Origin of the sequence: Georgenia deserti, assembly GCF_042680605.1 — a bacterium.
In the GTDB taxonomy this organism is placed as follows: Bacteria; Actinomycetota; Actinomycetes; order Actinomycetales; family Actinomycetaceae; genus Allobogoriella; species Allobogoriella deserti.
Window position 1 is genome coordinate 303,701 of sequence record NZ_JBHUEE010000003.1, and the last position, 12,072, is coordinate 315,772.

Annotated in this window: 12 protein-coding genes; 8 read left to right on the forward strand and 4 right to left on the reverse strand. The window is 71.7% G+C overall.

All coding sequences use genetic code 11. The features are described from left to right. The first annotated feature begins 43 nt into the window (after positions 1-43). From ACFSE6_RS08150 to ACFSE6_RS08165, 4 genes are all read left to right on the forward strand, one after another. Positions 44-580 (forward strand): SprT-like domain-containing protein, encoded by a 537-nt coding sequence (locus tag ACFSE6_RS08150; RefSeq protein ID WP_388004814.1) that lies wholly within the window; start codon positions 44-46, stop codon positions 578-580. Further along, positions 577-1,479 (forward strand): carbohydrate ABC transporter permease, encoded by a 903-nt coding sequence (locus ACFSE6_RS08155; protein ID WP_388004817.1) that lies wholly within the window; start codon positions 577-579, stop codon positions 1,477-1,479. The genes ACFSE6_RS08150 and ACFSE6_RS08155 overlap by 4 nt, the downstream gene beginning before the upstream one ends. Further along, positions 1,476-2,378: a carbohydrate ABC transporter permease gene (locus ACFSE6_RS08160; protein ID WP_388004820.1), complete on the forward strand. Its 903-nt coding sequence runs from the start codon at positions 1,476-1,478 to the stop codon at positions 2,376-2,378. The genes ACFSE6_RS08155 and ACFSE6_RS08160 overlap by 4 nt, the downstream gene beginning before the upstream one ends. Before the next feature lie 121 nt (positions 2,379-2,499). After that, positions 2,500-3,864, forward strand: a complete 1,365-nt coding sequence (locus ACFSE6_RS08165; RefSeq protein WP_388004823.1) for an ABC transporter substrate-binding protein — start codon at positions 2,500-2,502, stop codon at positions 3,862-3,864. Between the two features lie 63 nt (positions 3,865-3,927). On the opposite strand, the gene ACFSE6_RS08170 is transcribed toward ACFSE6_RS08165, so the two are convergent. Then, on the reverse strand, positions 3,928-4,581 hold the full coding sequence (locus ACFSE6_RS08170; protein ID WP_388004826.1) for a TetR/AcrR family transcriptional regulator: 654 nt from the start codon (positions 4,579-4,581) through the stop codon (positions 3,928-3,930). 60 nt (positions 4,582-4,641) lie between these two features. On the opposite strand from ACFSE6_RS08170, the gene ACFSE6_RS08175 reads away from it, so the two are divergent. After that, on the forward strand, positions 4,642-5,265 hold the full coding sequence (locus ACFSE6_RS08175; RefSeq protein WP_388004830.1) for a VldE C-terminal domain-containing protein: 624 nt from the start codon (positions 4,642-4,644) through the stop codon (positions 5,263-5,265). 37 nt (positions 5,266-5,302) lie between these two features. Then, positions 5,303-5,482 carry a hypothetical protein gene (locus ACFSE6_RS08180; RefSeq protein WP_388004833.1) on the forward strand — a complete coding sequence of 60 codons (180 nt, stop codon included), beginning with the start codon at positions 5,303-5,305 and terminating at the stop codon, positions 5,480-5,482. A gap of 32 nt (positions 5,483-5,514) precedes the next feature. Here the strand turns inward: ACFSE6_RS08180 and ACFSE6_RS08185 are convergent, their stop codons facing one another. Further along, the gene (locus tag ACFSE6_RS08185) at positions 5,515-6,528 is read right to left on the reverse strand and encodes a lactonase family protein (protein WP_388004836.1); all 1,014 of its coding nucleotides are present in this window, start codon (positions 6,526-6,528) and stop codon (positions 5,515-5,517) included. A 163-nt stretch (positions 6,529-6,691) separates the two neighbouring features. Between ACFSE6_RS08185 and ACFSE6_RS08190 the strand changes: the two genes are divergently transcribed. Together ACFSE6_RS08190 and ACFSE6_RS08195 are read left to right on the forward strand one after the other, a co-directional pair. Beyond that, the gene (locus ACFSE6_RS08190; protein ID WP_388004839.1) at positions 6,692-9,292 is read left to right on the forward strand and encodes a LuxR C-terminal-related transcriptional regulator; all 2,601 of its coding nucleotides are present in this window, start codon (positions 6,692-6,694) and stop codon (positions 9,290-9,292) included. Positions 9,293-9,395: 103 nt separating this feature from the next. Then, entirely contained in the window at positions 9,396-9,956 is a 561-nt protein-coding gene (locus ACFSE6_RS08195; RefSeq protein ID WP_388004842.1) for a TetR/AcrR family transcriptional regulator, read from the forward strand. Between the two features lie 19 nt (positions 9,957-9,975). Here the strand turns inward: ACFSE6_RS08195 and ACFSE6_RS08200 are convergent, their stop codons facing one another. Together ACFSE6_RS08200 and ACFSE6_RS08205 are read right to left on the reverse strand one after the other, a co-directional pair. Next, a complete protein-coding gene (locus tag ACFSE6_RS08200) occupies positions 9,976-10,524 on the reverse strand; it encodes a low molecular weight protein-tyrosine-phosphatase (RefSeq protein WP_388004845.1) in 549 nt (182 codons plus the stop codon). Next, positions 10,521-11,798, reverse strand: a complete 1,278-nt coding sequence (locus ACFSE6_RS08205) for an AGE family epimerase/isomerase (RefSeq protein WP_388004848.1) — start codon at positions 11,796-11,798, stop codon at positions 10,521-10,523. The genes ACFSE6_RS08200 and ACFSE6_RS08205 overlap by 4 nt, the downstream gene beginning before the upstream one ends. Between the last annotated feature and the right edge of the window lie 274 nt (positions 11,799-12,072).

Consider the following 12,072-nt stretch of genomic DNA (forward strand, 5'->3'; position numbering starts at 1 on the left):
CTGGGCGGCGTTCCAGTCGTGGTGATCGTCGCGGAGGTGGCGGGTGGAGCTGACGGCAGTGCGGGCGCTCGGTGAGCGGCTCCTGGCCGAGCACGGGTTGACCGAGTGGCGGCTCCGCTTCGACAACGCGAAACGGCGGGCGGGTGCCTGCCGTTTCGACGCGCGGACGATCTCGGTCTCCCGGCACCTGATGGCGCTCTACGACGAGGACGACGTCCGTGACACCGTGCTGCACGAGATCGCGCACGCGCTGGTCGGACCCGAGCATGGGCACGACGCGGTGTGGCGGGCGACCGCACACCGCATCGGCTGCAGCGGCCGACGGCTCGTCGACGCCGACGCCCCGAGACCCCCCGCCCCGTGGCGCGGCGTCTGCCCGCACGGCCACAGCTTCGAGCGACACCGGCGCCCGAGCAGGCCCGCGAGTTGCTCGCGGTGCGACCGCTCCTTCAACGCGGCGTACCTCCTGCACTGGACCTACCGCGGCCAGGCCGTCTCGCCCGGTCCGGCGTACGAGCGTGAGCTGGCCCGCATCCTGTCCACCGATCAGGACACGGACCTGGTCCACACGGGCACGTGAGCGCCGTCCCGGCATCCCGACGCGCACGCCGGCGCCGCGAGGCGCTCGCGGGGTACGCGCTGCTCCTGCCCAGCATCATCGGCGTGGGCGGGTTCCTCCTCGTTCCCGTCGTGCTCGTCGTCCTCATCTCGCTGACGCGGTGGGACCTCATCTCGGACCCGTCGTGGGTGGGGCTGGGCAATTACACACACCTGCTGGGCTCAGGCGCGTTCTGGAACTCGTTGCGCGTGACGGTGCTGTTCACCCTCATGTCGCTGCCGACGTCGATCGCGCTGGGACTGCTGCTCGCCGTCGCCGTCAACCGCGGCCTGCCGGGGACCTCCCTGCTGCGGGTGCTGTACGTCTTGCCGTGGGTGTGCGCCCCGCTTGCTCTCGGCGTGGTCTGGCGATGGCTGCTGGACCCGACCACCGGCGCGGTCAACACCCTGCTCGGCCGGCGCGTCGAGTGGATGTCCGACCCGTCGCTCGCGCTGCCGGCGGTCGCTTTCGTCTACGTGTGGCAGACGGTCGGCTACATCTCCCTGTTCTTCCTCGCCGGACTGCAGCAGATTCCGCCGTCGGTGTACGAGGCGGCACGGATCGACGGCGCCGGCCCGGTCCGGATGCTCGTCTCGATGACGCTGCCGCTGCTCCGGCCGACGACGTTCTTCGTCACGGTCACGTCGATGATCGCGTCCTTCCAGGTGTTCGACCTGGTCTACGGCCTCACCGGCGCCGCCCGCGGGTACCCCGCCGGGTCCACCGACATCATCGCCGCACACATCTACGACGAGGCGTTCGTCGCGTTGCGGCTTGGCCGAGCCGCCGCCATGGCGGTGCTGCTCATGGTCGTGCTCGTGGCCGTGACCCTCCTGCAGCAGCGCTACTTCCGCCGCCGGATCACCTACGACATGACATGACTGCTCCCCAGACGCCGATCCCGGCCCCCGGAACCTCGCGGCCCGCCACTGCCCGGGCGCCGCGCTTCTCGGCGCGCACGACGCGCTGGCTCGCCAACACCCTCACGTACCTCATGCTGCTCGCCGGTGCCGGCCTGATGGTCGGACCGTTCGTCTTCTCGGTCATGACCGCGCTGAAGACACCCCGGCAGTTCAGCACCACGGTCCCGCTGTCGTTGCCGGAGCCACTGACGACGGCGAACTTCACCACACTGTTCACCGACACCTACGACTTCGTCGTCCCGATCGCCGTGACGGCGCAGGTGGTCCTCGTGCTCGTGGCCGGTCAGATGACCGCCTCGGTCCTGGCCGCCTACGCGTTCGCCACGCTGCGCTTCCCCGGCCGGGACGTCATCTTCTGGGCGTACGTCGCCACCTTGATGATCCCCGCCGTGGTGGTCATCATCCCGCTGTACTCGATGATGGCGCAGGCGGGACTGCGGAACACGTTCGCCGGGCTCGTCGTCCCGTTCCTGCTCGGTAGCCCGTACGCGGTCTTCCTCCTGCGGGAGAACTTCCGCTCGACGCCGCGGGAGCTGCTCGATGCCGCCACCATCGACGGCGCGGGGGTCCTGCGGCGGCTGTGGTACGTCATGCTGCCGATGAACCGGCCGATCCTCGCCACGCTGCTGCTCATCACGGTCGTCACGCAGTGGAACAACTTCATGTGGCCGTCGATCATCGCCCCGGCCCCGGAGTGGAACGTCATCACGGTGGCCACGGCCTCGTTGCAGACCCAGTACTCGGGCAACTGGACGCTGGTCATGGCTGCCACGACGATCGCACTGCTGCCGCTCGTCGTGCTGTTCCTCGTCTTCCAGAAACAGATCACGCGTTCGATCGGGATCGGGCTGCGTTGACCAACCGCGGAGAAAGGTCACGGTTCGGCAGCGAGACCTTGTCCGATTAGCAAAATCGGCCCCATGAGCAGTAAGTTTGCGCCAGGCCGCCCCCGCAGGGGGAACTGTCGAGGAGGGGCACATGACAACCGCGCGCCGGCGACGCCGCACCCTGGGAACGGCGGCCGCCGCCGCGGCCGCCGTGGTCCTCGCGTCCTGCTCCCCCGGCGCGGACGACGCCGACGACGGCGGCAGCGCGAGCGAGGGTGGCGGCACGACGGTCACGTTCCGGCTCTGGGACGAGCGCGCCGCGCCGGCGTACGAGGAGTCCTTCGACGCCTTCAACGCCCAGCAGCCCGACATCCGGGTCGAGGTCGAGGTGGTCCCGTGGGCGGACTATTGGGAGCGGCTGCCGCTGGACCTCAGCTCCGGCGAGATGGCGGACATCTTCTGGACCAACACCTCCAACTTCGGTCGGTACGCGGACAGCGGCGACCTCATCGACATCAGCGAGGCACTGGGAACCGACCACGACGAGTGGGAAGCCTCCGTGGCCGAGCTGTACGAGCGCGACGGCTCGCTGTGGGGCGTGCCCCAACTGTGGGACTCGATCGCGCTCTACTACAACGCGGACCTGGTCGAGCAGGCCGGTGTCGATCCTGAGTCGCTGCGCTGGCAGCCGCCTCAGGCCGGCGGTCAGGACGCCGGACCGGAGGACACGCTGCTCGACGCGGCCCGCGCGCTGACCACGGACGAGCAGGGCCGCCACCCAGGTCAGCGCGGGTTCGATCGGGGCTCGACCCAGGTCTTCGGGTTCAACTCCCAGGCCGACCTGCAGGCGATCTACATCGACTTCCTGGCGCAGAACGGCGGTACGTGGCAGGACGGTGACGAGTTCGCGTTCGCCACCCCGGAGGGCGAGGAGGCCTTCCAGTACCTCGTCGACATGATCAACACCCACCACGTGGCCCCGTCCGCCGCCGACACCAACCCGAACGGGGACATCACGCGAGATATGTTCCTGCAGCAGCGGCTCGGGCTCTACCAGTCCGGCCCCTACAACCTGCGCACCATCGCCGACAACGCCGAGTTCGAGTGGGGGATCGCGCCGATGGTCGAGGGCCCGGAGGGGCGCATCGGCGTCGTCCACGGCGTCGCCGCGGTCGGCAATGCCAACTCGGAGAACGTCGAGGCGACCACCGAAGTGCTGCGGTGGCTCGGCTCCGCCGACGGGCAGAGCGCGCTCGCCAGCCAGGGCGTGGCCTTCCCGGCCGCCGTCGATGCCCAGCAGACCTTCGTCGACTACTGGGCCGAGCGGGACGTGGATCTCCAGCCGTTCCTCGATGCCGCGGAGGGCGAGACCGCACCGGCGCCCCTCGGACCGAACGTCAACGCCGGCAACGACGCGCTCGTGCCGATCCTGCAGGACATGTTCCTCGGCGACATCCCGGTCCCGGAGGCCCTGCAGCGCGCGCAGGAGGCGGGCAACGAGGCGATGGCCGAGTAGTCCAGGAGGCCCGACGCCGGCCGAGACTGCTCGGCCGCGGCGCCCTACCGCGGCCGCAGCGCTCTACCGCGGCGGCGCAAGTCCGTCGAGCACGGCGTCCAGCGCGAGGGTGAAGGAGCTCGACCCGTCAACGTCCACGCCGTCCTCGACCGCGCGGCACAGCAACGGGTAGTCGCTGAGATCGGCGCCCGCCAGGTTTCGGCTGCGTTCGCCTGTGAGGTCGTCGAACCGGCCGCCGACGCCGACATGCCCGAGCACGAGGCCGATGACGGCGTAGGCGATCTCCAGCGCCCGGGCGGGCGCGAACCCGGCCGCGTGGAGGGCGGCGACCTCGCGCTCGAGGACGGCGAGCGTCCCGGGAGTGACCGCCGGACGGGTGGCCACGACCGGGATGAGGTGAGGGTGGGCGGCAAGACGGTCGTAGAGCGCCCACGCCGAGGTGCGCAGCAGCTCACGCCAGGAGGACGCCGCGTCCTCGCGCTCCGGCACGAGGTCGGTGAGCAGGCGCTCCACCACTCCGTCGAGCAGCGCCTCCTTGCTACCCACGTGGTGGTAGAGCGTCATCGCCTCGACACCGAGTTCACCGCCGAGGCGACGCATCGACAGCGCCTCGAGGCCCTCGCGGTCGACGAAGGCGAGCGCGGCGTCGAGCACCGCGGCGCGGGTGATCCCGGCGTGGCGACCTTGCGGGCGACGAGAGGGCGGACGGGGAGTCATACGTCGTAAACCTAGCGGACGTGCCCCGCACCCGTCCGCCCGCCGTGCTTGAGTGGGGCGGTGACCCCTCGACGTCGGCCACCGGCTGCGCGGCGGCGCATGGTCCGGCGCCGGGTGCGGCTGATGCGCCTGATGGTGCTCGCCGCCCTGGTGCTGGTGGCTGCGGTCGTCACGGACCTGCTGGACCGCCCACCGGCGTCGGTGCCGGTGCGCAACCCGGGGCCCGCGGTCACGCTTCCGGCCCCTCCCCGGCCGTGGTCCGGTGAGTCCACCGGGTGCACCGTGCCGGATCCCACCGGGACGGAGGGATGCGTGACCGCCGCGACGGCGTGGCTCGTCGGCGAGGTCGACACCGCGTTCGGCGACGTGCCCGTGACCTGCTGGTCGGAGCACGCCTGGAACCCGCGCTCGGACCATCCTGCCGGGCGCGGATGTGACCTGTTCTTCGGCTCGGCCGGCGAGCGCGCCGCCACTGCCGATCTCCTCGAGGGCTGGCGCGCGGCCCAGTGGCTCCGCAGGCACGCCGAGGCACTCGAGGTCCGCTACCTCATCTGGCAGGGACGGATCTGGCGTGCCGACCGTGCCGACCAGGGCTGGGCTCGCTACGACGGTGGTGGCGTCTACGACCCGAGCGATGCCACCGGCGGTCACTACGATCACGTCCACGTCTCTGTCCGCCGGTAGCACGCGGCACGACCGCCCGGCCCCGTAGGCTGGCCCGGTGAGCCGCAGCTTCTGGACCGTCGTCGGTGTGATCGTGGCGATCGTCGTCGCCTGGTTCCTGGTCGACGCGCTCTTCTCTCTCATGTGGATGCTCGCCAAGCTCGCGGTCGTCGCCGTGGTCGCGGTCGTGGTGTACCTCGCTCTGCGCTCCGCGTTGAGCGGATCACGCGAGGAGTAGGCTCGCCGGTCGCGCCGCGGGAGCCGGCCGGCTCAGGCGGCCAGCACGGACATGACCCCGGGCAGGCGATGACGCTCGCGAAGGGGTCCCACGGCCCCGTCGTCGAGCCGGTGCACGCCGACCTCACCCGCTCCCGCCCCGGCCACGACCACGTGATCGTCGACGACGGCGAAGTGGCGGGGCGAGGCGGTCGTCGTCACCTCGCCGGTCAGCACGGGGGCGTCGGTGCCGAGACGCAGCCAGGACAGCGTGTCCGCACCGCGGACCCCGACGAGCAGGTGTCCGTCCACCTCGGCCAGGTGGGAGAGCTGGTGTGCCGGGCCGTCGTCACGCGCCGGGAACGTGGCGGCAGGCACGATCTGCTCGACCCTGCCGGCTGTCCCGTCCCAAGCCACGGCGGCCACCTCGCCGCTGAGTTCGCCCGTGACGAGGATCCGGCCTGCGTGGACGAGCAGGTGGCGGGGTCCGAAGCCGGCGGGCATGGCGAGGCGGTGGGCGTCGGGCTCGGGTCGGCCGGCGGCCAGGCGGTGCGCCCAGATGCTGTCGCTGCCGAGATCCGCGACGAGGAGATCCTTCCGGTCCGGGCTGAGCAGGCTCGAGTGGGCGTGCGGTCCCTCCTGCCGGGAGCTCACCGGCCCCGACCCGCTGTACCGCAGACGGACGACGGCGTCGGTGGGTCGGCCGTCGTCGGCCAGCGGGACCGCGGCCGTCGTGCCGTCGCCGTAGCACGCGGCGTAGAGCCAGCCGCCGTCCGGATGCACGAGGAGGTGACACGGCGCGGACCCGACCGGCACCGGCGGGCCGAGGGGCTCGAGGGTCTGACCCGGACGGACGGCGTACGCCGCAACGGTGCCGCCGGCCTGCTCCGAGACGGTGTACAGGACGGGCAGCCGGGCATGGCGCGCCAGGAAGGAGGCGTTGATGACGGCGGCGACGCGGCGGGCGCCGGTCACGGTGCCGGCCGTGCTCAGCGTGCCGGCCCAGATGCCGCCGCCGTCGTCCCGATCGCCGTTCACCCCGAACCAGAGGTGCCGGCTTTCGCTCATCGGGCCCCTCGTTTCTCGTCAACGCCGTGCGCAGCGTCCACGGTGTGACAGCCCTCTTCCGGTTCCGGCGCGGTCCGATAGCATCCCTCTTGCATCAACGATGATCCGCCTCCCTCCGGCTATGTCATCGGTGAGTACCTGAACGACCACTGGGGGGATACGCGTGCAGTTCGTCGAACGGCTGCAACCACAGGCTACGCGCCTGCTCGACCGGGAGATCCGCTCCGGCGTCGATTGCCTGGTCGTCCGTGGTGAGCAGGGCTCGGGCAAGACGGCCATGCTGGACCGGCTGGCGAGGGCACCCGGCCGGCGGGTGATCCGCCTTAATGTCATGTGGGGCTCGCTCGAGGACCAGACGATGCTGCTGCATGCGGCCGCCGCCCAGGTCGACGACCTTCTCGGTGCCGAGGGCGCTCCAGGCGGCGACGCGCCGCCGGCTCTTGGACCGGGCGCAGATCCGGGTACCGAGCTGGTCCGGCAGGTCGAGCGCCTCCTTGCCGCCGGCGACGGCGACCCCCGTCCCGTCTGGATCCTGGTCGACGACGTGGACGCCCTGCATGAGGAGTTCGTCCGGGGTCTGCGGTACGTCATCGCGCGCACGGCACACCTGCCCGGAGGGGTGGTCTGCACAGCCACCTGGCCGGTCCCGGCGCTCGAGTCCTACCAGCGATTGGAACTCGAGCCACTCACAGTCGACGGCGTCCGTGCCGCGGTGGAATCGAAGACCGGCTTCCCACCGCCGGCGCGCGTGGCCCGCCTGCTGCACGAGTGGACCGGCGGCCACACCACCATGTTGGCCGGCCTGATCCAGGCCACGACAACCAGTGCGCTGGCCGGGACCCGCCGACTGATGCCCGGTCCGCCGGCTGAACCGACCCGCCGTCACGCCGAGCGCGCTCTCGCGCAGGTCACTCCCGAGATCCGTAACGTTCTGACCATCGTGGCACTCATCGGCAACCTCGACGAACCGACATTCACGGCACTGACGCACGAGATGGGCGTCGACGAGCGTCGACTCCGCCAGGCTCAGCTCGTTCGGTCGGTCGGTGCACGTGTCTGCGTCGCAGACGGGATCGTCGCCCGGTACCTCGCCTACCGTGACAGCTGCACCCGCGAGGACGCCTGCCGGCGGGTTCTCGCGGCGGCGGAGACGGTCCTGCCGGACGAGGACCGGCTGCTGCTGTCGGCCGCCGTCGCCGACCGCGACACCGCGCTCGTGCCGGCGCTGACTGCGGCCGCTGTCGACGCCGCTGCCCACAGCCGGATCGGCCGCGCGTACGAGCTCATCACGCTCACCATGGCGCACAGCACGGCAGAGACCTACCCTCAGCTCGCCGCAGCCCGAAGCCTGGTCGCCTTCCTCAGCGGGCATCTCCAGGACGCCGCCGACCTGGCGGCTGACGATCTCGCCCGGTTGGCGCCGTCCCGCGAACGTCTCGAACTCGCCCGGATCGCCCTGTTGTCCCGGGCGCTGCTCGGCGAGGAGGTCGGCTTCAGCGCGCTCATCGATGAACTCCTCGTGCACGTGGAGCACGAACCCGAAGCCACGGCGCGACTCGCCCGGACGCTCACCCTCACCGCGATCGCCCTCGGCGATCTCGCCGGCGCAAAAGACGTGCTCGACCTCGTCGAGCCGCAGCTGCCCGCCCACGAGCGGCAAACCCCGGCTTGGCAGTACCTGCATCTCCGCCTCACCCCGGGAGTCGCGACGCCGGATCTGCGCCGTCACTTGCGGCGGTGGCTCGTCGACACCACCGACTCGCACGAACTCTCCTTCGACCTACATGCGGAGATCGCCGCGCACGAGGAGACCGCCGTCGCGGCGCGGCACCTGCGCGCCCAGCTCGGCCATCAGCTCTCGCCGCTGCACCGGGCCGTCGTGCTGGCCTTGAGCGCCCATGTGGAGAGCGCACGCGGACGGGCGCAGGACGCCACCCGGTATCTCACCGAGCTGGAGGACCTCCAGGTCCTCGGACACTTCATGCCCACCACCCGAACGGTCTCGCACCTGCGGACGGCCGCCGTCGCGGCTCGCGTGGCTCTGCCAGCTCGGGTGGAGGCGGCGGCCACGATGGCGAGCGGAGCCGCACAAGTGCTGCGCCGGGCGCACGTCGATCTCGCGCGTGCCGCGTGGTTACTCGCCGCCGGCCGGGACACGCAGGAGGCGGAGCGACTGCTCAACCAGGTGAACCGGGCGGTTTCGCGCGGGGACGTTCCGCGCGGGACCACCCTCGGCCAGGTGGATCTCGAACTCGTCGGACCCGTGCTGCAGGTGGCCCTGTGCGTCCGTGCCGGCCGGCTGCACGAGGCGCGCCGTTACGTCCGTTCCGCGCTGCATCCACGGGCCGGTGAGTCCCCGCATGCCGAGCGTGCCCGTCGCCTGGCCCAGGCGCTGCTGGAGGACGGTGCGACCGTTCCGGACCTGACCGGCGTGCCGGCGTGGGCGGTGCCCGCCGTCGAACGCACGCTCGCTCCGCAGGGTGCACGCGCCCTGGCCGGCGCCTCGGTGTTGGAGAGCCAGGACTGGCCGGTGCCGCCCCGGGCGCTCGACCTCACCACACGGGAGACGGACGTCGCCGCCCGCATCCTCAAAGGCATGCGGAACCGCGACATCGCTGCCGAGCTGTACCTCTCGGTCCGGTCGGTGGAGGCCACGGTCACCCAGCTGTTCCGCAAGACGGGCACCTCGTCCCGGGCCGGCCTCGCAGCCGCGCTCTCGCACCTCGACCGTTCGACGACGACGGGCGGGCGCCAGGGCAGCTAAGGGTCTGCGGGAAACCGCAGCGGAGACCGTCACGTTTGCGGTTTCCCGCAGGTCTTGTTTCGACCTCCGTCGCTCTGACCTGCAGTGTTAGTGTCGAAACACCATGGGGGCACGAGAACGGATCGTCAGCGCGGGCGCCACTGTGCTGGCGATGTCGCCGGACGGGGAGATCGCCGTCCGTGAGCTGTGCGAAGCGGCGGAGGTCACTCCGGCGACCGTCAACCAGTACTTCGGAGACCGGGTGGGTCTGCTCACCGCGATCATCGAGCACAGCTTCGGCGAGTACCTCGAGGCGACCGCGACCCTGCCCGACCACCTCGATCCGGTCGAAGAGCTCACGTACCGGTGGGACGCCCACCTGGAGTTCGCCCGTCGGCAACCCACCCAGTACCGAGCCATGTTCGCCCCTGGCGTGCTGGCGTCCGAGACGGTGCTGGCGCGCATCCACGAGCAACTGCTCGACTCGCTGGATCGCTGCGCCGCGCAGCGTCGTCTGGCCGTGCCGCGCGAGGACGCGGCGCGCCTCATCACCTCGAGCTGCGTCGGCGTCGCGCTGAGCATGCTCGCCGGGGACCCTGCCGCACCGGATTCGGCAGCCGCGAGCCGCCTGCGTGACACCGTGCTCGCGGCGGTCACCGGATCGGTCTCACAGCCGGCGGCCTGAGCGGCTCCGTGTGCCCCGGTCAGCCGGTGGGCGCCACCCGGTCGCGCAGGTGCTCGACCAGGCCGTCGGCGCCGCGCTCGACGACCGCCAGCGTGTCGTAGAAGCCGTCGTGCGGGCCGTACCACGGGTCCGGGACGTCGAGGTCCGCACCCCCTGTTCCGCGAGCCGGGGCGGTGGCGTCGAACTCACGCCACATGCTGATCCGGGCCGCCTCGCCCGGCGCCCGGTCCGCGAGCCGGGCGAGGGCACGCTCGTGCTGGGCGGTCATGGCCAGCGCGAGGTCGTAATCGGTGAGCTCATGCGCCGTCACCTGGTGGGCGCTGTGCGCCGGCACGGGGTAGCCGTGCTCGGCGAGGACGGACTGCGCCCGGGGATCGATCGGGTTGCCGTGTTCCTCGTCGCTGATGCCGGCCGAGTCCACCTCGACGGCGCGGTCCAGCCCGGCCTCGCGCAGACGCTCGCGCAGCACGACGGCACCCATCGGCGAGCGGCAGATGTTGCCGGTGCAGACGACGAGGATGCGGTACGGACGGTTCGGATCGGCGGGCAGCGGCGAGTCGTCGGTCATGCGTCCATGGTGCCAGCGGGCCGGTCGGCTTCGGGCTCAGCCTCGCCGCCGGCGGCGCGGCGGGCGGCGAGCGAGCCGGCGAGGGAGGCCGTGATCGTCACCCGCGGGAGCAGCGTGGCCTGGAGCGCGTGGTAGGCGTCGGCCTTGCCCGGGCGGATCTTCGCCGCCGGCCGCCCGGCCGGATCGAGTTCGTGGTGCCACGACCCGGTGGGGTCGATGAAGGCCGTCTCCGCGTGCGACCACCACTCGGCGTACCGGTGCGCCCAGATCTCGTCACCGGTGACCCGCCACAGGCACGCCGCCGCTCCGAGCGCCTCGCAGAGCACCCAGTGCAGCCGTTGCCGGATGAGCGGGCGTCCTTCCGGGTCCACCGTGTAGACGAACCCCGGCGCGCCGTCCGCGGCCCAGCCGTCCGAGATCGCCCGCTCGGCGAGCGCCACGGCCGACCGGGTTATCCAGTCCGGCACGGCGCGGCCGGGGGCCCGGAGCCCGGCACGCAGATGGAGGAGCAGCCGCGCCCACTCCAGGCTGTGGCCGGGCATGGTGCCGTACGGCTTGAACGGATCGTCGGGATGCTCGCTGCCGTAGGTGTGGTCGGGACGCCAGGCGGCGTCGTAATGCTCGGGCAGGCGCCAACGGTGACGGTGCGCGGCGTCCACCATGCGGCCGGCGACGCGTTCGGCACGGGTCAGCCACGCCTCGTCACCGGTGGCGTCGGCTGCGGCGAGCATGGCCTCGACACCGTGCATGTTCGCGTTGGCGCCCCGGTAGTCGCTGAGGGTGCTGAACGCGGCGTCCCACTCCTCGAGGAGCATCCCGGCCTCCTCATCCCAGAAGTGGGTTCGCAGGACCTCGGCCGCCTGCTCCAGGAGGTCGCGTGCCCCCGCTCGGCCGGCGACGGAGGCGCTCGCCGTGGCGAGCAGGACGAAAGCGTGCGGGTAGGCCCACTTACGGTCCGCTCGCGCGCCGTCCGGGCCGACGGCGGTGAACCACCCGCCGTGGTGCTCGTCGGCGAACGTGGTCCGCAGTGCCGCGAGGCCGTGGTCCACGAGGTCCGCTGCGCCCGGGAACCCCAGGAGGCCGCCCAAGGCAAAGCTGTGCGTCATGCGGCAGGTGACGTAGAGGAAGTCCGGGCGGCCCGGCGTCAAGTCACCGCGGTCGTCCAGCCATCCGAACGCGGCCGCGTTCCGGCTGGCGGCTGCGAATCCGAGCAGGCGGCGGCTCTCGCGCGCCAACCGGTCGTGATGGTCCGGGTCGTCGACCAGAAGGGACATGCCCGCAGCCTGCCACGGGGTGGTGTGCAAGCGGTCGGGACCGCCGGTGGGCCGGTACGCCGTCGGAAAAATCGGTGACACGGTCCCCGTGCCCGCCGTAGCGTGGTGACACACGAGAAAGGAGGTGGTCCAGAGGTGAAGAACTTTCGGACGCGTGAGGTGACCACCCGCTAGCCCGTCATGGACGGACCGATGGTCCTCCCGCTCGACGGGCGGCGAGTACCAGGTGGTCACCGGAACCCGCGGGGCCGTGGATCTCGTCCACCACGGACCC